The organism is Bradyrhizobium sp. cf659, from assembly GCF_900113725.1.
Lineage (GTDB): Bacteria > Pseudomonadota > Alphaproteobacteria > Rhizobiales > Xanthobacteraceae > Bradyrhizobium.
Genome location: NZ_FOQJ01000007.1, coordinates 264,089 through 282,189, shown reverse-complemented (window position 1 = coordinate 282,189; position 18,101 = coordinate 264,089). Strand labels below are relative to the sequence as shown.

Here is an 18,101-nt window from a genome sequence, read left to right as displayed (position 1 = left end):
TCAGGGGACGATGCGAGCTATCGGGCTTCAACCACTTCGCCATCCTCCTTCACGAACCGGCCGACGGGATTGTCCAGGAGATCGACGACGGCTTCGGAGGGCCGGCACAGTCGTGTGCCCTTCGGCGTCACCACGATCGGACGGTTGATGAGAATGGGATGCGCCATCATGAAATCGAGCAGCTCGTCGTCCGTCCATTTGGGGTCGGCGAGGCCGAGCTTCTTGTAGGGCGTACCCTTCTCGCGCAGCAATGCGCGGACCGATAGTCCCATCGCCGCGATCAGTTGCTTGAGCGTTTCGCGCGACGGCGGCGTCTTGAGATATTCGATGACGGTAGGCTCGACACCGCTCTGCCGGATCATGGCGAGCGTGTTGCGCGAGGTTCCGCAATCCGGATTGTGATGGATCGTGACGCTCATGATCGGGTCTCCGCAACGGCAACCGGGCTGCGCACCTCGGCGCGCCCGAGCAGCCAGTTCATCAGCAGCATGCCGGCGATCGCCCCGCCGAGCTCCGCGAGAATGAACCCGGGAAGATCGACGGGCCGAATGCCGGAAAAGGTGTTCGTCAGCGACCGCGCAATTGCGACCGCGGGATTTGCAAACGACGTCGATGCGGTGAACCAATATGCGGCCGTGATGTAGAGGCCGACCAGCCAGGGAACGGCCGCGCGCTGAAAGCGGATGCCGGCGAGGATGGTGGCGACCAGTCCGAAAGCGGCCACCGCTTCCGCGAACCACTGCGCTCCGCCGGTCCGCACCTTCATCGACAGGTCGATCAAGGGATGCGCGAACATCAGGTGCGCTGCGATCGTTCCGATGGCGCCGCCGGCGATCTGCGCGATGATATAAAGCGCGGCTTCGTTCGCCGGCAGCTCGCGCTTGCCGGCGAAGACCAGCGTCACCGCCGGATTGAGATGCGCGCCGGAGATCGGACCAAGCACGGTGATCAGGACAACGAGAATGGCCCCGGTCGGCAAGGTGTTGCAGAGAAGCGCAAGAGCGACGTCCTTGGTCAGCGTCTCGGCCATGATGCCGGACCCGACGACGGTGGCGACGAGAATGCCGGTGCCGAGCGCTTCGGCGGTCAGGCGCCGCGAGAGGTCGAAATTGTCCATCAGCCGGCCTTCGGCGTTGACCGTGTTGCGCCCTCGGAGCGGCCGATCTCGCGCAGCTTCGTGCCGAGGGAGAGCTTGTCGATACTCCTGAGCGGAAGGCTCACGAAGGTGTCGATCCGATTCTTGAGGTAGCGGAACGCGGTGACGAACTGCGCCTGCTTCTCCAGATCGGTGCCTTCGGCAGAGGCGGGGTCTTCGATACCCCAGTGCGCGGTCATCGGCTGTCCCGGCCAGATGGGGCAGGCTTCGCCGGCCGCATTGTCACAAACGGTGAAGACGAAATCCATCACCGGCGCATCGGGAGCGGCGAACTCCAGCCAGCTCTTCGAGCGCATCCCGTCGGCGGGATAGTCCATGCTCTCGAGCGTGCGCAGCGCCAGTGGATGCACCGTGCCTTTGGGGGTGCTGCCGGCGGAGAAGGACTGGAAGCGGCCGGCTCCGTCCTTGCGAAGGATCGACTCGGCGAGGATCGAGCGCGCCGAATTGCCGGTGCACAAGAACAGGACATTGTACACCTGGTCAGGCACGGACTTTCCCCTTTCGCTTTGGAGAGCAGCAGGCTTGAAGGCTTTCGACGACCGGCTCGCAAACTTCCGGTCGCCCGCCGCAGCAATCGCGAAGCAGGAAAACCGCAACGTCCCGAAATTCGGCGAGGTTGGCGCGATAGACGATCGAGCGGCTGTGTCGCTCTGACGTCACAAGACGCGCGCGCGTCAGAATCGTCAGATGGGCCGAAAGCGTGTTCGGTGGCACTTCCAATTGGCGCGCGAGGTCGCCGGCCGCAAGGCCGTCGGGCTCGTGTCTGACCAGCGTCCGGAAGGCTTCCAGACGAGTCGATTGGGACAGGGCCGCGAGGGCGAGAACGGCTTCTTCGGTTTCCATATGTCCAGACTTATAGAAATGACATCCGGCCGTCAATCAGGTTTCGGAACGTGCTGCGTTTGCCGTAGTATTTGCCGTAGTATGATGAGAGATCCGTCTCGACGTTGCGAACGGGGAGCCGCGATGCAAACGCAATCGATTATCACGTGTCCGGTCTGCCAGCACGCGTCGGTCGAAACCATGCCGACGGATGCCTGTCAGTTCTTCTACGATTGCAAGGGGTGCGGGACCCGGCTGAAGCCCAAGAACGGCGATTGCTGCGTCTATTGTTCCTACGGATCAGTTCCCTGTCCGCCGGTTCAGCAGAACGGAAAGTGCTGTTGAAGCCGGCCCAAGCCCCAAAGGCATGCTTGTTATTTCGAATATTCTAGAAGTACAGTTGACAGCGAGAGCCGGGCGCGCGCAATATGCTGGCCATGAAGATCGACGACGCAGCAGCACGCCTGGAAGCCCTGGGTAACCGGACACGGCTTCAGATCTATCGGGCCCTGGTCCGGGCCGGACGATCGGGCATGCCGGTCGGCCGCTTGCAGGACAAGCTGAAGATTCCGGCCTCGACGCTGTCGCATCACATCAAGTCTCTGGTCGCGGTCGGGCTCATCAGCCAGGTCCGCGAATCCACGACCCTGGTCTGTCATGCGAACTACGACTTGATGCGCGGCCTGGTCGATTTCCTGGCGGCGGAGTGCTGTGCGGACGAAGCCGGATGCAAGGGTACGCGGACGGCGGCCTGATTTTTTTGCGCAGTTATTCGAAAATTCTAGAAATATGGGATGACAAGATGGGTGACGGGAAGACGGTAGCCATCGTCGGGGCAGGGCCCGTCGGCCTCGCTGCGGCCGCGCATGTGCTGGAGCGCGGCATGTCGCCCGTCGTGCTGGAGGCCGGGCCGGAGGCTGGACATGCGATCCGCCAGTGGCAGCACGTGCAGCTGTTCTCGCCATGGGAATACAATGTCGACAAGGCCGCCGCGCGTCTGCTCGCGCCGACGGGGTGGAATTCGCCGGATCCCCAATCCTATCCGACCGGCGGCGAGCTGCTCGATCGATATCTTACGCCACTTGCGACGCGAACGCCGCTGCGTGAGGCGATCCGCATCTCCAGCCGCGTCTCGGCGATCAGCCGCGTCGGCTTCGACAAGGCCAGGACCAGGGGACGCGAGCAGGCGCCGTTCGAGATCCGCTACCAGAACGGCAGGGGTCCCGAAGTCCTGCGCGCCGACGCCGTGATCGATACGTCAGGCACCTGGTTCTCCCCCAATCCGGCCGGCTGCAACGGCTTGCCGGCGATCGGCGAGCCCGAGAGCGCTGACCGCGTCGCCTACGGCATGCCGGATGTGCGAGGCGCCGCTCGTTCCAGATATGCCGGGAAGACCGTTGCTGTCCTGGGCGCCGGTCATTCTGCCGTGGGCACGCTGATCGATCTCGTGCATCTCGCGGACGAGGTGCCGGGTACGCAACCCGTCTGGCTCTTGCGCGGCGCCGATCCTGCCAAGGCTTTCGGCGGCGGCCGCAACGACAAGCTGGCCGCACGCGGCGAGCTCGGCACCGCCTTCGCTGCGCTCGTTGCCGCCGGGAAGATCAGGATCGAGACCGAATTCGGCGTCACGCACCTTGCCGAGTTCGAAGGCCGGCTCAAGGTGACCGCCGGCTCGTGGGGTGGTGCGCGAAACGTGATCGTGGACGAACTGATCGTGTCGACGGGTTTCCGTCCCGACTTCTCGTTCCTGTCCGAGCTGCGCCTGCGGCTCGATCCTGCCATCGAGGCGCCGGTCGCCCTGGCGCCGCTGATCGATCCCAACGAGCATAGCTGCGGCACGGTGCGTCCGCACGGCGCCCGCGAGCTCGCGCATGATGAGCCGGGTTTCTACCTGGCCGGCATGAAATCGTATGGCAGGGCCCCGACCTTCCTCATGATGACGGGCTATGAGCAGGTCCGCTCGATCGTGGCCGATATCGCCGGCGACAAGCGCGCCGCGGCGAGAGTCGAGCTTGTGCTGCCCGAGACCGGCGTCTGTACGCGCGGCGGCCTCGAGACCGCTGCCGCCGCGTCGGGATGCTGCGGCGGGCCGGCGAAGGAAGAACCATCGGCCTGCTGCGCCGCCGACGAAACGGCCAAGAAGGCCGGTGCCTCAGGTTGTGGTTGTTCATGAGGCAAGTTGTTGCAGGCCATGCTACCGGCTCGCTTGCTGTCGTAATTGGTCTCGGCACCACGCAAACCATTGCGTGGGCGTCGAGCTATTATCTTCCAGCCGTTCTGGCCGCTCCGATCGCGCGGGATCTCGATCTTGCACCGACCTACGTGTTCGCCGCGCTCTCGGGGGCACTCGTCATCTCCGGGCTTCTTGGTCCGCGTGTCGGCCATGCGATCGATGGGTTTGGCGGGCGCAGCCTGCTCGCGATCTCGAACGCCGTCTTTGCAGCAGGCTTGCTGTTGCTGTCCGCTGCCCATGGCGCGGCGTTGCTGATCGCAGGGTGGATGGTGCTCGGGATTGGCATGGGCATGGGTCTTTACGAAGCGGCCTTTGCGACGCTTGCCCGCATCTACGGCACGGGCGCTCGAAAGGCGATCACGGGCATCACCTTGATCGCCGGCTTTGCGAGCACCGTTGGCTGGCCGCTCACGACCTGGCTGGATGCCGAGTACGGCTGGCGTGCGGCCTGCCAGATATGGGCGCTCATCCACGTTTGCCTCGCCTTGCCGCTCAATCTTTCGTTGCCGCGTGCCGCGCCACCCGATCAGGTGTCTCGACCGGAGGCCGGCGCGAGCTCACAGTCCGAGCGCCAGAGCGAGACCTTTGCGATGGGCGTGCTGGCCTACATGTTCGCGGCGGCAAGCTTCGTCAGCTCGGGAGTTTCGGCAATCCTGCCTTCGATGCTGGTGGCGTTCGGCGCGACGCCGGCCCAGGCTTTGCTCGCAGGAACATTGGTCGGTCCTGCCCAGGTCGGCGCGCGTCTGCTCGAAGCGGGGTGGCTCGGCCGGTTTCATCCGCTTCTTTCGGCACGGCTCGCCACCCTCATGAATCCGATCGGTGTTGTCGCGCTGATCGCAGGTGGCTCGTTCTTTGCGCCGGTCTACGCCGTGCTCTACGGTGCGGGCAACGGGATCATTACGATCGCGCGTGGCACGCTGCCGTTGGTGCTGTTTGGACCGGTTGGATTTGGGAAACGTGTCGGCATGATTTCGCTCCCGTCCCGGCTAACGGGTGCCGCCGCGCCGTTGGCACTGGGGCTGATGGTGGAGCACATCGGCCGCGGTGCGCTGTGGATCAGCGCGCTCGCCTCGGTCTCCGCGTTCTCTGCGCTTCTGCTCCTTCGTGCAGGCCCGGCAACATCGGCGCCCCTCCAGGCGGGAGGACAAAATTCGTAAGCTCGGCGGCCGCTCTCTGATTGCGGTGATGTGCATCGGCCAGGTCGGCAATCTGCTGCCGCATGTGACGCTGTCCGCGAACCTGGCGCAGCACCTGATGCCGGCGTGGGGACTCTCCGCGGCCGAAGGCGGCCTGATGGCGAGCGGCTATGCGTTCGGCTACATGCTCGCAGTGCCCGTGCTGACGACGCTGACCGACCGGATCGATGCGCGGCTCGTCCTGCTCTGGGGCTCGATCGTCAGCGGGCGCGCCACCGCGGCGTTCGGCATCTTCGCGCAAGGGTTCTGGTCGGGCACGGCGATCTGGTCTCTTGCCGGACTGGGATTTGCGGGCGCCTACATGCCCGGCCTGAAGGCCCTGACCGACCGGCTTCCCGCAGGCGACACCTCGCGGGCCGTCACGCTGTACACGTCGAGCTTCTCGGTTGGTGTCGGCCTCTCGTTCCTGGTGGCGCAACTGATCGCCGACAGGTGGGGTTGGCGGACTGCTTTCGTTGTGACCGGCTTCGGTCCGGTCGCAATGGTCGGCGCGTGTCTCCTGATCGACGAGCGGCGACCCGTGCCGAAGGCCGGGCGTCTGCTGAACTTCGCACCCGTCTTCGCCAACCGCGAGGCGCTCGGATACATCCTCGGCTATGGTGCGCACTGCTTCGAGCTCTACGGCATCCGCACCTGGCTGGTGGGGTTCTGGACCTTCGTCGTCGCCCATCAAAGCGCGCCTGCGTGGTTGAGCCCCGTCGTGTTGAGCTTCTGCTTCGCGGTGATCTCGATGCCCGCGAGCATCCTTGGCAACGAGGCCGCGCTGAAATTCGGCCGCCATCGGGCGATCACGATCGTGATGATCGCGTCGGCTTGCGTCGCGCTGATCATTGGCCTCAACGCGACGGCCCCGGCATGGGTGCTCGCACTGCTGCTGCTCGTCTATGGCCTGACCGTGCCGGCCGATTCCGGCGCGTTGACCGCGGGCATGTCGGCCGCCGCCATACCCGAACATCGCGGCGCGACGCTCGCCTTGCACTCGACGGTCGGTTTCGGCCTGTCGGCGGTTGGCGCGTGGGGGACCGGCGCTGCGCTCGACGCGGCCGGCGGCCCGCAGAGTGCGACCGGCTGGCTGCTGGCGTTCACCGTCCTCGCCGTCGGCATCGCGCTGGGGCCGCTGGCGCTGCTGTGGGCACGCGTGCGGCAGTCCCCGAGCCGCAGCGCGAGATGACGCTGCGCGCTCCCGGGTGTCTCATCTGCCGGAACCGGCCGTTTGCCTCTGCCGAAGGCGGTGCTTCACCGTCCGCGCAATCGCCGCCGGTGCCTCTTCGGGGATCGCAAAACAGGAACTCGCGTTGATTTCGCACAGGACGTATGTGTCAGCGCCCGCCGCGTCGCGAGGTCCGTAGAGGAAGTCCGCGTCCCAGATCACCGGCAGCGAGGATTCATCGATGCCGAGCGTGGCCATCATCTGCGGCGTCCATTCGTCCTCCATCGATCTTCGCAGCGCCTGGAACGGCGGAGCATCGGGGCCGTGCATGATGCGCGGGCCGGGCTGCGCCTCGGGTGCATCGGGGCCTTCCGGCGGCGGCGGGATCAAGGCCTTGATCCGTTGCCGGCCAAAGCCCGCGACTTTGGCGCCGCTCATGTAGCAGCGGATCATCCCGTCGGGCAGGCGCGGTTGAAACGCCTGATCGATGATGCAGCTGCCCCAGCCGAAATAGGGTTCGCAGCGTGCAATGAAGGCATCGAGCGGCATGTCCTCCGGCAGGCTGCCGCGCGTTGCATGGAGCACGCGAACCATGGCGCCGGCCTCTGCTAGGGCCTCCACTTTCCAGACGCCTTGGCCTCCATTGCCACGATTTTGTTTCAGCACGCGCGGTCCGTCCGTCTGGAGGCGCGACGGAAACTCGGCGCGGAAGCTTGCGGCCGTGTCGTAGCGATGCGTGTCGGCGCCCCAGCCCAAATGGCGCGTTCTGTAGAGGACCTCCTTGACGCCCATCTTCAGGATGACGTCCGGGTGCGCGCTCACCCATGGCCCTCGCGCTGCGACGTCGCGGAGCAGGGGATCGAGATCAGCGCGCGTCTTGCCTTGATGGATCGGGTCGACCCAGACGAGCACGCCGTCGACCGCAAGCAATTGATTGCGGACGGCGTCGGCAAAGGTTTCGTCGTAGATGACCGGCCGGGCTTCGATGCCGACGGCGGCGAGTGCCTCGAAGATGCGGACGAAGCGGCTGTTCTGCGGTGTGGCATCCGCCCGCGCGGCGGCATCGCCGCGTGAGAGGATGGCAACGGTGGATCGGAGAGGAAGGTGTTGTTCGGTGTCCATGCGCAAGCTCCACGAAGTGCGTGCTGCGCAGAGCTTGGACCGAAGTCTCATGGGGGGTCTGCATTGCCCCCACGCGCACGACCTTACGTGAGATCGTCGTCGGCTTTCAAGACGGTTGCGCGGTTCCATGCGAAGGGCGAACGCCTCCCGGGGCCAGCGCGGCGATTTCGCGCGACGCGCAGGTTGACAGCCTGGCGTTCCGGGTTTTCTATTTCCGGCAACGGGGATGTGCGATCTCCCCGTGAGGCGTCATGCCCAAGAATCGCGTCCTGATCTTCACCAAGGGCGCCGCATGTCACCTTACCCCCGAATTCATCCGACAAATCGTTTCGGTTCATCGCTCCAGCGCGGCGCGCCGGAGCTTGTCGGCGCGCATACCGACAAGGGCGTCCCGGCGGACTTGCGCCGGGGGCGCGACCTCTCGGTCTGCGCCATTTAGAAGGGCAGCGTCGCAAAAGCGGACTTCACCTGGGGCGGGACATGACCGGGAGAACGACCATGCGAACACGGACAATCCTTCACACCGTCCTGTTTCTGGCGATCGCAGCCGGCACATCGACCACACGCGCGCTGACTCAAGATGAGTTGATCGCCAGGATCCAGGCGGCTGGCTACACGCAGGTCGGCGAGATCAAGTCGACCGCGGAGGGGACGACTGCTAAGGCGGTCAAGAACGGCAAGCCGGTGCGGCTCCTCGTCGACGGTGCCGGCCAGATCAAGGAGCAGAACTGAACTCCGGAAACCGGATTTCGCTCGAGGGAGCAGATCAATGCGAAGGACAATTTTGCTGCTGATGGGCATCGGTGCATGCTTCATCGCGACCGCTCACGCGCAGGATGTCGACTGGCAGAAGCTCGATGATGCGCTGGGCCGAAAGCCGGCCGTCACCGGCGACGTGCATCGTTATGGTTTTCCACGCACCGACCTCACGGTGACTCTCGACGGCGTCACCATCAAGCCCTCGCTGGCGCTGGGCGGCTGGGTCGCGTTCAAGCCCGCGCATGGCGGGGTCATGGCAATGGGCGATCTGGTGCTGCTCGAATCGGAAATCAACCCGGTCATGCAGAAGATGATCGAGAGCGGGCTGGAGATCACGGCTGTTCACAACCATCTGCTCGGCGCGATCCCGGCGACATTCTACATGCATGTGGCCGGGCACGGTGATCCGCTCAAGATCGCGACCGCCATCAAGACCGCGCTTGCCGAGAGCAAGACGCCTATGTCGGCGCCGGCTCCGGCGGTCCCTCCGCCTGCCGTTGATCTCGACACCGCCAAGCTCGATCAGATCATCGGCGTCAAGGGGCAGGCCAACGGCGGCGTCTATCAGTTCAACGTTCCCCGCCGCGATCCGATTACCGAGCAAGGAGTGCAGTTAAGTCCCGTCGGGCCCATGGGCGTCGCAACCGGTGTCAACTTCCAGCCGACCGGCGGCGGCAAGGCGGCCATCACCGGCGACTTCGTGCTGACCGGCGACGAGGTGAATCCCGTGATCGTGGCGCTCCGGTCCCATGGCATCGCCGTCACGGCGCTTCATAGCCACATGCTGGACGAGCAGCCGCGGCTCTTCTTCATGCACTTCTGGGCGAACGACGACGCGATCAAGCTCGCCAACGGCGTGCGTGCCGCGCTCGACAAGACGGCCAGTACCAGGATCTGATCTGGAACGAAGCCAGACTGGACCGCGCGAGACGGATCAGGATGCATCGCTTGCGCCGTCCTCGTCGGCCTGGAGGATTGTCTCCGATAGCAGCGCAGCGGCTTTCTGCAGTGGGGCTATGAACCGGTCCAGCTCGACGAAACTCACGCGTGCCACGGGAACGGAGACGCCGAGGCACGCGATCAGTTCGCGATCCTGAGACAGGATGGGAACGGCGCAGCCGACGACCCCCCGCACATATTCTTCGTTGGTTTTGGCCCAGCCGCGTTTGCGGGTCTCGTCGAGGACCTTCATCAAGCTTTCGACGTCGACGATGGTTGTCTCGGTATATTTGGTGAGAGCGAGTGCGCGGCACAGCTTCTCGCGCGCTCGTTCCGGCAATCGGCTCATGTAGATCTTGCCGGTCGATGTGCAGTGGAGCGGTGCCGCTTCGCCCGGATTGAATTGAAGCCCCTGCGGTTGCGACACGCGGACGCTGTCGACATAGGCAACGACATTGTCCCGGACGACGCCGATCTCGCATTGCTCGCCGATTTCAGCCGCGACTGCGCGGAGCACGGCGTGCCGGCGCGCGGTCCGGAAAGCCGCGCCGATAACTTTGGCCGACAGCGTGACCAGTTGGTTGCCAACCACGTAGCGCTTCGTGCCCAGGGCTTTCTGGAGAAGCCCGCGCTGCTCCAGATTCCCGATGAGACGATGCGCGGTGGGCAGCGGGAGAGCGAGCGCATTGGCGATTTCCGCGACCGAGACAGCTCTGACTTGACCCGCGACATGGCCAACGATGGCGAATGCCCGGTCGAGTGGTCCGTCGGAATTGGTTTGCTGCATCTGCCCGTCTTCGATTGGCGTTCTATCCAATTATCATTTTTCGGAATAAATACTATTGAAATATGAAAATTACTCTTGGCCACTTCGCTGGATTGCTCATATCGTTGGCGTCGCCGAAAGGTGATCAGGACTTGTGCAGTGCAGCCGCGGCCCTGCCGGGTGCGCTCATCGGGAGAGTGGGATGTCTCGCCATTACGACGTCGATGCCGTGCGGAAGGAGTTTCCGGCTGTCGAGCGCATCACCTATCTCGACTCCGGCTTCCAGACGCCGCTCGCGCGCCCGGTCAAGGCGGCGATCGATCTCTTCCTCAGCGAGGGCTTTGAGACGGCCGGCCCGAAGAGCGTGTGGCTCGACCGCGTCGAGCAGACCCGCGAGAAGCTGGCCCGGTTTCTCGGCGCATCGGCCGATGAGATCGCCTTCACCAAGAATACCTCGGAAAGCATGAACATCGCCGCCAACGCGCTGCCCCTGCGCGCCGGCGACAAGGTCCTGATGATCCACGGCGATCATCCGAACAACGCCTATGCGTTCCTCAATCTGCAGCGCAAGGGCGTGACGGTTGAATTCGTGCCGATGACGGAGGTCGTGAACGCCGAAAGCCTTCGTCCGTACATCGATGCGAGCACGCGGGCGGTCTCGATGTCGCAGGTGACCTTCCACGCCGGCCATCGCTTCGATATCGAAAGCATCGGCGCCCTCTGCCACGAGAAGGGGCTCTATTTCGTCGTCGACGTGATGCAGGCGATCGGCGTCGTGCCGATCGATGCGAAAGCCATGCGCGCGACCTTTATCGGATCGGGCAGCCACAAGGGATTGCTCGTGCCGCAGGGGCTTGGGCTCCTGTATTGGGACAAATCGAGGATCGAGCTCGAGCCCGCCTATCTCGCTGCCGCCAGCCTTGCGGAAGTTCCGGCCGATCTCATCGCCCGGCCCGACACGCTCGAGCTCGCCCCGAGCGCGCGCCGCTTCGAGCTCGGCAACTTCAATCTTCCGGCGATCCATGCGCTCGGTGCCTCCCTCGACATGATCGAAGCGCTGGGCGTGCAGAACATTCAGAACCATTGTCTCGATCTCGGCGATCATCTCATCGCGGGGCTCGACGCGCTGGACGTTCGCCTCGTCGGTCCCCGCGATCGGCAGCACCGCGCGCCGCACATCTACGTCATCGCGCTTCCTGCGGCCGAATGGCTCGGTCATTTCGAGCAGAATGGCATCCGCGTGTCGCCGGAGCGCGATGGCATTCGCGTGTCATTCGGGATGTTCAACATTTTCGCCGATGTCGATCGCCTGATCGAAATCATCAAGCGGCGCGGCGTGAAGCCGTCGTCCAGGGCCGCCTAGGCTGTTCTTCAGAGGGGAGATGCACATGACGAGTTTTGCGCGTGTATTGGGCGTTCTGTCCGGCCTTGCGGCCGTCGGCATCCTCGCTGGACCGTCGATCGCGGCCGACAGTCCCACGCTCGCCAAGATCAAGTCGAGCGGTGCCATCACCATCGGCCACCGCGAGGCCTCCATTCCGTTCTCGTATCTCGGTCCCGATCAAAAGCCGATCGGGTTTTCGCTGGACCTCTGCGCTGCAATTGTCGAGCGCGTCAAGACGGAGCTCAACCTGCCCAATCTCGCCGTCAATTACACGCCGGTGAACTCGTCCAACCGGATCCCGCTCATACAAAGCGGCACCGTCGACATCGAGTGCGGTGGCACGGCAAACGACAGGAAGCGGCAGGAGCAGGTCTCGTTCTCGGTCGCCACTTTCGTCAGCCAGCCGCGCTGGCTGGTCAAGGCGGACAGCGGCGTGAAGGTGGCCGGTGACCTCAAGGGCAAGACGATCGTCGTGACCCAGGGCTCCAATGCCGTCGGCTTCGCGCAGGGCGTGAATGCCAAGGCGCAGCTCGGCTTCAACATCGTCCAGGCGAAAGACCACGCGGAATCCTTCCTGATGCTGAATACCGGCCGCGCGGCCGCCTTCATGGAGGACGATATCCTTCTTGCCGGCCTCAAGGCCGCAGCGCCCAAACTGGATGCGCTGATCTTTCTCCCCGAGGGCTATGCCAAGATCTATTATGGCCTGATGTTCACCAAGGGCGATGCCGGCTTCAAGGCGCTCGTCGACGACGTTCTGTCGAAGCAGATGGCGTCGGGTCAGTTCGAAAAGACCTATGCGAAGTGGTTCACCCGGGCGATTCCGCCCAAGGGCGAAAACCTCGCTTTCCCGCTGACGGACGAACTCAGGGACCGGATCGCTCATCCGAGCGACGCGGTCGATTAATCGGAGCATCATACCGGGGAATTTTGTCCGCACGCTGATCCTCTCTCGCATCCGGAGCCTCGAGGTTCGCCATGTTCGCAGTGCTTCTTGAACAGACGGCGGATGGCCAGCGCTATATCGACTGGCTTCTGTCGGGCCTCGGCTGGACCCTGGCGCTGGCCTTCTTCGGCTGGTGCATTGCCTTTGCGATCGGGATCGTCGTCGGGATCGGCCGCACGGTGCAGAACCGGGCCATTGCTGCGCTTGCGCGCCTGTATGTTGAAATCTTCCGCAACATCCCCGTCCTGGCGCAGATGTTTCTCTGGTACTTCGTCCTGCCGGAGATTCTTCCCGTCACGCTCGGAAACGCCATCAAGCAGATTCCGCCGCCCTGGGGTTCATTCTTGCCGGCGCTGGTGTGCCTCGGCCTCTACACCGCGGCCCGGATCGCCGAACAGGTTCGGGCCGGGATCGAGGCCCTGCCGAGAGGGCAGATCGAGGCGGCGAGCGCACTCGGGCTCACCGGCTATCTGACCTACCGCCATATCATCGTGCCGCAGGCGCTGCGTTTGATCGTGCCGAGCCTGACCAGCGAGGTGATGGGCATCTACAAGAACACCTCGGTCGCACTGACGATCGGGCTGATGGAGCTCACGGCGCAGGCGCGCCAGATCAGCGAGGCGACGTTCCAGACCTTTACGGCTTTCGGCGCCGCGACCTTGATCTATCTCGCGCTGGCGCTGATCGCCTACCAGGCGATGGCGCTGATCGACAGGGCCGTGCGCATCCCCGGCACCGCGCGGGCGGAGGATGCGATCGAACCGAGCCTGGCGGACGACGTCCAGCACACCAGCTCGTTGCCCCCAGGGATGGAGGTCGTGAAATGAGCAGCCTCGATTTCTCGATTGTTCTGCAGGCGTGGCCCTATCTCTGGTCCGGATTGCTGTTTTCGCTCGCACTCACCGCGGTAGCCTTCGTGGTCGGCATGATCCTGGGCACCTGCTTTGCGCTGTTGCAGCACTTCGAAGTGCCCGTGATCGGCAAGGTCGTGCGCGGCTACATCGCCCTGATCCGCTCGATTCCGCTGATCCTCGTCCTGTTCTGGTTCTTCTTCCTGGTGCCGATCGTACTTGGTCATCTCGCCGGCAACGGTCGCCCGATTCCGATCGGCGCCACCTGGACGGCCTTCATCACCTTTGGTCTGTTCGAAGCGGCCTACTATTCCGAGATCATTCGCGTCGGATTGCGCGCCGTGAACCGGGGGCAGTTCGAGGCGTGCCAGGCGCTCGCCTTGTCCACCTTCGAGACCTATCGGAGCGTGATCCTGCCGCAGGTGCTCCACGTGGCGAGCCCGATCATCCTGAGCCAGACCATCATCCTGTTCCAGGACACGTCGCTGGTCTACGTGCTGTCGCTGACCGACCTGCTCGGCGCGGCCTCGAAGCTTGCGCAGCTCAACGGCCGTCTCGTCGAGATGTATCTCGTGGTCGTCGTGGTCTACCTCGCCATCAGTTCGGCGGCATCGCAAGGCGTTGCGTTGCTGCGCAAGCGCTATGCGATCGCCGGAGCACGCCGCTAGGGAATCGCACGAGACACGCTGTTTTGGGAGATGAAGATGGTTCAGGAGATCGCCGTGGATGAGATGAGCCGATGTCAGGCCATCGTCGCCGTGGAGGGCCTCGTGAAGCGGTTCGGACATTTCACGGCCCTGAATGACATCAATCTCAGCGTCACGACCGGCGAGAAGATCGTCCTGTGCGGTCCCTCGGGCTCGGGCAAGTCGACGCTGATCCGTTGCATCAACCATATCGAAAAGCATGATGCCGGCCGCATCGTCGTCGATGGCGTCGAGCTGACGGACCGAATGGCCGATATCAACAGCGTCCGCCGCGAGGTGGGCATGGTGTTCCAGAGCTTCAATCTGTTTCCGCATCTCTCCGTCGTCGAGAACTGCATGCTGGCGCCGATGAAGGTGCGTGGCCTCTCCCGCGCGGAGGCGCATGAGCGTGCGATCGGTGTATTGCGCAAGGTGCGTATCCACGATCAGGCGAACAAATATCCGGGACAGCTCTCCGGTGGCCAGCAGCAGCGCGTGGCCATCGCGCGCGCCCTCTGCATGCAGCCGAAGATCATGCTGTTCGACGAGCCGACCTCCGCGCTCGATCCGGAGATGGTCAAGGAGGTGCTCGACACCATGGTGGAGCTCGCGCGGGACGGCATGACGATGGTCTGCGTCACGCACGAGATGGGCTTTGCCCGCGAAGTCGCCGACCGGGTGGTCTTCATGGACCGCGGGTCCATCGTCGAGGAAGCCGATCCAGAGATCTTCTTCCGCGCGCCGAGGACGGAGCGGGCGAGGGATTTTCTCGGCCAGATCATCCACTAAGGCACTTACGGCCATTTGGATGGAGGTGGTCGATGACGGCCAGCATGGCCGCTACTCCGCGGCGCGGTCGTGAACGAGAGCCGGGGACGCATCCCTGCGCCTCGTCGGCCTGCGCGGAACGGCAAAGCGTGCGTAGAGCGCGGGCAGTACGACGAGCGTGAGCAGCGTTGCCGTGAGGAGGCCACCGATCACCACGGTTGCAAGCGGCTTCTGCACCTCGGCGCCGGTGCCGGTCGCGAGCGCCATCGGCACGAAGCCGAGCGAGGCGACGAGCGCAGTCATCGCGACGGGACGGAAGCGCGTCAAGGCGCCTTCGCCGATGGCGCGCTTCGGCTCCATGCCTTCGGCGATCAGCTTGCGGATCTGCGTCAGCATCACGAGCCCGTTCAGGACGGCGACGCCCGAGAGCGCGATGAAGCCAACGGCCGCGGAGATCGAGAATGGCATGCCGCGCAGCCATAGGGCCGCGATCCCGCCGGTGAGCGCGAGCGGTACGGCACTGAAGACGAGCAATGCATCGCGCACCGAGCCGAGCGCTCCGAACAGCAGCAGGTAGATCAGGGCGAAGACCGCGGGGACCACGAACACCAGCCGCTGCCGGGCGACGGCAAAGTTCTCGAACTGGCCGCCCCAGGCGAGATAGCTGCCGGGCGGTAGTCTCACTTGCTCGGTGACCTTGGTCTGCGCTTCGGCCACCAGCGAGCCGATGTCGCGGCCGCGGACCTCGGCGGTGGCGACGACGCGCCGCTTGCCGTTCTCGCGGCTGATCTGGTTATAGCCGGTGGTCTGCTCGAACGAGGCGATGGTCCGCAGCGGAATCGAGGCGGCCGGGGCGTCGGGGTTCGCGCGGGGGAGGGGGACGGGAAGTTCCTCCAGCGTCGGAATGTCGTTCCGCAAGGGGTCGGCGAGGCGCACCACGATCTTGAAGCGGCGGTCGCCCTCGAAGACGAGGCCGGCATCCGCGCCGCCGATGGCCGTCTGCATCAGGTCCTGCACGGCGGCCAGGCTGAGCCCGCGCCGCGCGATCTCGGTTTTGTCGATCTTGATCTCGAGGAAGGGGAGACCGGAGGTCTCCTCGACCTTCACGCTCTCGGCGCCGTCGATCTTGCGAACCACGTCGGCGATCTGGTCTGCGGTCCGCTGCATCAGGGCAAAATCGTCGCCGAACACCTTGACGGCCAGATCCGCGCGGACGCCCGCAATCAACTCATTGAACCGCATCTCGATCGGCTGCGAGAATCCCACCTTGTTCCCCGGCAGCTTTCCGGCCTCGGCCTCGATCTTCTTGATCAAATCATCCTTCGTCATGGCGGGATCGGGCCATTCGTCCTGCGCCTTGACGATGATATAGGTATCCGACGCGTTCGGCGGCATCGGATCGGCGGCGAGATCGGGCGTGCCGGTGCGCGAGAACACGAAGGCGACCTCGGGAAGCTTGCTGATCTGGCGCTCGATCAGCAGCTGCATGGCCTGCGACTGCGCCAGCGCGGTGCTCGGGACGCGTTTCACTTCCATGACGATGTTCTTCTCGTCCAGCGTCGGCGTGAACTCCTGGCCAAGGCGCGTGAACAATAGCGCGGCGCCGACGGAGAGCAGGACCGCAATGGCAACGATGGGCACGGGTCGCGCGATCGCACCCGAGAGCAGCGGCGCGTACCAGCGCTTCAACGTCCGGACGAGGACGTTCTCGCGCTCGTTGACCAGGCCGCCGACCGAGATGGCCACGGCGGCTGGCACGAAAGTAAGCGAGATGACGAAGGCCACGGCCAACGCGATCATCACCGTCAAGGCCATGGGTTCGAAGGTCTTGCCCTCGACGCCGGCGAAGGCGAGCAACGGCGTGTAAACCAGGATGATGATGATCTGGCCGTAGACCGATGGGCGGATCATCTCCGACGTTGAGACCTTCACGGTGTCGAGGCGCTCGTCCAGCGACAGCACGCGGCCGAGTTCGCGCTGGCGCTCGGCGAGATGACGCAGGCTGTTCTCGGCGATGATGACGGCACCGTCGACGATCAGGCCGAAGTCAAGCGCACCAAGGCTCATCAGGTTGGCGCTGATGCGCCCCTCCAGCATCCCCGTTGCAGTGACGAGCATGGTGATGGGAATGACGCAGGCCGTGACGAGCGCGGCGCGGAAGTTGCCGAGCAGCAGGAACAGCACGGCGATGACGAGCAGCGCGCCTTCGGCGAGATTCTTCGCAACGGTATGGATCGTGGCATCGACAAGCTGTGTCCGGTTGAGGACGGTGCGGGCAAAAATGCCCGGCGGCAGGGTCTTGCCGATGTCCTTGATCTTGGCGTCGGCTGCCGCGGCTACGGTCCGGCTGTTGCCGCCGATCAGCATCAGGGCGGTGCCGAGCACCACCTCGCGGCCGTCGACGCTCGCGCTGCCGGTGCGCAATTCCTTTCCGATCGAAACCTCGGCAAGGTCCCGGATCCGAACGGGAACCCCACCGCGCGTCGTCACGACGATCTGCTCGATGTCATCCAGATTTTCGACGCGGCCGGCGGCTCGCACGACGAGGCCTTCGCCGTTCTGCTCGATGTAGTTCGCCCCGCGGCTGGCATTATTCGCTTCGATGGCATCGACGACCTGCTTGAAGGTGAGGCCGTAGCCGACCAGCCTTGCCGGGTCCGGCTGCACCTGGAATTGCTTGACGAAGCCGCCGATCGCGTCCGCGCCGGCGACGCCGGGAACGGTCTTCATCTGTGGCCGGACGATCCAGTCCTGCACCGTGCGCAGGTAAACGGTGCGCTGGAAATCGTCGGTCAGCCGCTCGCCTTCCGGCGTGAGATAGCTGCCGTCGCTCTGCCATCCCGGACGTCCATCGCGAACCGGCGCGGACGCGCCGGGCTTCTCATACTCGACGGCCCACCAGTAGATTTCGCCGAGGCCTGTCGAGACTGGTCCCATCCGGACATCGACGCCGGGAGGCAGACTCGCCTTGGCTTCGTTCAGACGTTCGGTGACGAGCTGCCGCGCAAAATAGATGTTGGTGCGGTCGGCGAACACCGCCGTGATCTGCGCAAAGCCGTTGCGCGAGAACGAGCGCGTCGCCTCGAGCCCCGGCATGCCGGCGAGCGCCGTTTCGAGCGCGACGGTCACCTGCTTCTCGATCTCGACAGGTGTCAGCGCCGGCGCGGTCGCGTTGATCTGGACCTGGACGTTGGTGACATCGGGCACGGCGTCGATGGGAAGGCGCGTCAGCGACCAGAATCCGGTCGCGGCAAGGACGAGGGTCGCCAGCAGAACCAGCCATCGCCGCCGGACAGAGAATTCGACAATCCGTTCGATCATCG

19 protein-coding genes are annotated in these 18,101 nt (G+C 64.5%); 12 read left to right on the top strand and 7 right to left on the bottom strand.

Annotated features, from left to right (window positions below; translation table 11 throughout):
* Positions 1 to 17: 17 nt before the first annotated feature.
* Genes arsC through BM118_RS27050 form a run of 4 tightly spaced genes read right to left on the bottom strand, consistent with a single transcriptional unit; the run spans position 18 to position 1,999 of the window.
* Positions 18 to 419 carry an arsenate reductase (glutaredoxin) gene (gene arsC / locus BM118_RS27065; protein WP_092189023.1) on the bottom strand — a complete coding sequence of 134 codons (402 nt, stop codon included), beginning with the start codon at positions 417 to 419 and terminating at the stop codon, positions 18 to 20.
* Entirely contained in the window at positions 416 to 1,117 is a 702-nt protein-coding gene (locus BM118_RS27060) for an aquaporin (protein WP_092189021.1), read from the bottom strand. The genes arsC and BM118_RS27060 overlap by 4 nt, the downstream gene beginning before the upstream one ends.
* Entirely contained in the window at positions 1,117 to 1,644 is a 528-nt protein-coding gene (locus BM118_RS27055) for an arsenate reductase ArsC (protein WP_092189019.1), read from the bottom strand. The genes BM118_RS27060 and BM118_RS27055 overlap by 1 nt, the downstream gene beginning before the upstream one ends.
* Positions 1,637 to 1,999 (bottom strand): ArsR/SmtB family transcription factor, encoded by a 363-nt coding sequence (locus BM118_RS27050; protein ID WP_092189017.1) that lies wholly within the window; start codon positions 1,997 to 1,999, stop codon positions 1,637 to 1,639. Before BM118_RS27050 ends, BM118_RS27055 begins: the two co-directional genes overlap by 8 nt.
* Before the next feature lie 123 nt (positions 2,000 to 2,122).
* Here BM118_RS27050 and BM118_RS42430 point away from each other — a divergent pair, with 123 nt between their 5' ends.
* The 5 genes from BM118_RS42430 to BM118_RS27025 all read left to right on the top strand — a co-directional run bounded on the left by BM118_RS42430 (position 2,123) and on the right by BM118_RS27025 (position 6,578).
* Positions 2,123 to 2,323, top strand: a complete 201-nt coding sequence (locus tag BM118_RS42430) for a GDCCVxC domain-containing (seleno)protein (protein WP_092189015.1) — start codon at positions 2,123 to 2,125, stop codon at positions 2,321 to 2,323.
* 92 nt (positions 2,324 to 2,415) lie between these two features.
* Positions 2,416 to 2,733, top strand: a complete 318-nt coding sequence (locus tag BM118_RS27040) for an ArsR/SmtB family transcription factor (RefSeq protein ID WP_092189175.1) — start codon at positions 2,416 to 2,418, stop codon at positions 2,731 to 2,733.
* A 47-nt stretch (positions 2,734 to 2,780) separates the two neighbouring features.
* Positions 2,781 to 4,151 carry an NAD(P)-binding domain-containing protein gene (locus BM118_RS27035; RefSeq protein ID WP_092189012.1) on the top strand — a complete coding sequence of 457 codons (1,371 nt, stop codon included), beginning with the start codon at positions 2,781 to 2,783 and terminating at the stop codon, positions 4,149 to 4,151.
* Positions 4,148 to 5,368 carry an MFS transporter gene (locus BM118_RS27030; protein WP_092189010.1) on the top strand — a complete coding sequence of 407 codons (1,221 nt, stop codon included), beginning with the start codon at positions 4,148 to 4,150 and terminating at the stop codon, positions 5,366 to 5,368. The genes BM118_RS27035 and BM118_RS27030 overlap by 4 nt, the downstream gene beginning before the upstream one ends.
* 28 nt (positions 5,369 to 5,396) lie before the next feature.
* Positions 5,397 to 6,578 carry an MFS transporter gene (locus tag BM118_RS27025; protein WP_092189007.1) on the top strand — a complete coding sequence of 394 codons (1,182 nt, stop codon included), beginning with the start codon at positions 5,397 to 5,399 and terminating at the stop codon, positions 6,576 to 6,578.
* A gap of 21 nt (positions 6,579 to 6,599) precedes the next feature.
* Here BM118_RS27025 and BM118_RS27020 read toward each other — a convergent pair whose 3' ends face one another.
* The gene (locus BM118_RS27020; RefSeq protein ID WP_143099530.1) at positions 6,600 to 7,679 is read right to left on the bottom strand and encodes a Cj0069 family protein; all 1,080 of its coding nucleotides are present in this window, start codon (positions 7,677 to 7,679) and stop codon (positions 6,600 to 6,602) included.
* Between the two features lie 498 nt (positions 7,680 to 8,177).
* On the opposite strand from BM118_RS27020, the gene BM118_RS27015 reads away from it, so the two are divergent.
* Together BM118_RS27015 and BM118_RS27010 are read left to right on the top strand one after the other, a co-directional pair.
* Complete coding sequence (locus BM118_RS27015; RefSeq protein ID WP_177234726.1) at positions 8,178 to 8,411, top strand: hypothetical protein; 234 nt, start codon at positions 8,178 to 8,180, stop codon at positions 8,409 to 8,411.
* Between the two features lie 37 nt (positions 8,412 to 8,448).
* Positions 8,449 to 9,336, top strand: coding sequence for a DUF1259 domain-containing protein (locus BM118_RS27010; RefSeq protein ID WP_177234725.1), 888 nt, complete (start codon positions 8,449 to 8,451; stop codon positions 9,334 to 9,336).
* A 36-nt stretch (positions 9,337 to 9,372) separates the two neighbouring features.
* Here BM118_RS27010 and BM118_RS27005 read toward each other — a convergent pair whose 3' ends face one another.
* Positions 9,373 to 10,164, bottom strand: a complete 792-nt coding sequence (locus BM118_RS27005) for an IclR family transcriptional regulator (RefSeq protein WP_092188999.1) — start codon at positions 10,162 to 10,164, stop codon at positions 9,373 to 9,375.
* Positions 10,165 to 10,345: 181 nt separating this feature from the next.
* Here BM118_RS27005 and BM118_RS27000 point away from each other — a divergent pair, with 181 nt between their 5' ends.
* The 5 genes from BM118_RS27000 (at position 10,346) to BM118_RS26980 (ending at position 14,799) form a co-directional block, all read left to right on the top strand.
* A complete protein-coding gene (locus tag BM118_RS27000) occupies positions 10,346 to 11,506 on the top strand; it encodes an aminotransferase class V-fold PLP-dependent enzyme (RefSeq protein ID WP_177234724.1) in 1,161 nt (386 codons plus the stop codon).
* Between the two features lie 19 nt (positions 11,507 to 11,525).
* Positions 11,526 to 12,434 (top strand): amino acid ABC transporter substrate-binding protein, encoded by a 909-nt coding sequence (locus tag BM118_RS26995; RefSeq protein ID WP_092188995.1) that lies wholly within the window; start codon positions 11,526 to 11,528, stop codon positions 12,432 to 12,434.
* 71 nt (positions 12,435 to 12,505) lie between these two features.
* Positions 12,506 to 13,300, top strand: a complete 795-nt coding sequence (locus BM118_RS26990) for an amino acid ABC transporter permease (protein ID WP_092188993.1) — start codon at positions 12,506 to 12,508, stop codon at positions 13,298 to 13,300.
* On the top strand, positions 13,297 to 13,992 hold the full coding sequence (locus BM118_RS26985) for an amino acid ABC transporter permease (RefSeq protein ID WP_092188991.1): 696 nt from the start codon (positions 13,297 to 13,299) through the stop codon (positions 13,990 to 13,992). Before BM118_RS26990 ends, BM118_RS26985 begins: the two co-directional genes overlap by 4 nt.
* A 30-nt stretch (positions 13,993 to 14,022) precedes the next feature.
* Positions 14,023 to 14,799, top strand: coding sequence for an amino acid ABC transporter ATP-binding protein (locus BM118_RS26980; RefSeq protein WP_092188989.1), 777 nt, complete (start codon positions 14,023 to 14,025; stop codon positions 14,797 to 14,799).
* Between the two features lie 51 nt (positions 14,800 to 14,850).
* Here the strand turns inward: BM118_RS26980 and BM118_RS26975 are convergent, their stop codons facing one another.
* Positions 14,851 to 18,099: an efflux RND transporter permease subunit gene (locus BM118_RS26975; protein ID WP_092188987.1), complete on the bottom strand. Its 3,249-nt coding sequence runs from the start codon at positions 18,097 to 18,099 to the stop codon at positions 14,851 to 14,853.
* Positions 18,100 to 18,101 lie beyond the last annotated feature (2 nt).

Bases quoted from the DNA above. Each gene is read 5' to 3' on its own strand.
- BM118_RS26985 (WP_092188991.1), top strand. From the start codon at position 13,297: ATGAGCAGCCTCGATTTCTCGATTGTTCTGCAGGCGTGGCCCTATCTC.
- arsC (WP_092189023.1), bottom strand. From the start codon at position 419: ATGAGCGTCACGATCCATCACAATCCGGATTGCGGAACCTCGCGCAAC.
- BM118_RS27060 (WP_092189021.1), bottom strand. From the start codon at position 1,117: ATGGACAATTTCGACCTCTCGCGGCGCCTGACCGCCGAAGCGCTCGGC.
- BM118_RS26990 (WP_092188993.1), top strand. From the start codon at position 12,506: ATGTTCGCAGTGCTTCTTGAACAGACGGCGGATGGCCAGCGCTATATC.
- BM118_RS27000 (WP_177234724.1), top strand. From the start codon at position 10,346: ATGTCTCGCCATTACGACGTCGATGCCGTGCGGAAGGAGTTTCCGGCT.
- BM118_RS27010 (WP_177234725.1), top strand. From the start codon at position 8,449: ATGCGAAGGACAATTTTGCTGCTGATGGGCATCGGTGCATGCTTCATC.
- BM118_RS27025 (WP_092189007.1), top strand. From the start codon at position 5,397: ATGTGCATCGGCCAGGTCGGCAATCTGCTGCCGCATGTGACGCTGTCC.
- BM118_RS27030 (WP_092189010.1), top strand. From the start codon at position 4,148: ATGAGGCAAGTTGTTGCAGGCCATGCTACCGGCTCGCTTGCTGTCGTA.
- BM118_RS27005 (WP_092188999.1), bottom strand. From the start codon at position 10,164: ATGCAGCAAACCAATTCCGACGGACCACTCGACCGGGCATTCGCCATC.
- BM118_RS27040 (WP_092189175.1), top strand. From the start codon at position 2,416: ATGAAGATCGACGACGCAGCAGCACGCCTGGAAGCCCTGGGTAACCGG.
- BM118_RS27020 (WP_143099530.1), bottom strand. From the start codon at position 7,679: ATGGACACCGAACAACACCTTCCTCTCCGATCCACCGTTGCCATCCTC.
- BM118_RS26995 (WP_092188995.1), top strand. From the start codon at position 11,526: ATGCACATGACGAGTTTTGCGCGTGTATTGGGCGTTCTGTCCGGCCTT.
- BM118_RS27035 (WP_092189012.1), top strand. From the start codon at position 2,781: ATGGGTGACGGGAAGACGGTAGCCATCGTCGGGGCAGGGCCCGTCGGC.
- BM118_RS27015 (WP_177234726.1), top strand. From the start codon at position 8,178: ATGCGAACACGGACAATCCTTCACACCGTCCTGTTTCTGGCGATCGCA.
- BM118_RS26975 (WP_092188987.1), bottom strand. From the start codon at position 18,099: ATGATCGAACGGATTGTCGAATTCTCTGTCCGGCGGCGATGGCTGGTT.
- BM118_RS42430 (WP_092189015.1), top strand. From the start codon at position 2,123: ATGCAAACGCAATCGATTATCACGTGTCCGGTCTGCCAGCACGCGTCG.
- BM118_RS27050 (WP_092189017.1), bottom strand. From the start codon at position 1,999: ATGGAAACCGAAGAAGCCGTTCTCGCCCTCGCGGCCCTGTCCCAATCG.
- BM118_RS26980 (WP_092188989.1), top strand. From the start codon at position 14,023: ATGAAGATGGTTCAGGAGATCGCCGTGGATGAGATGAGCCGATGTCAG.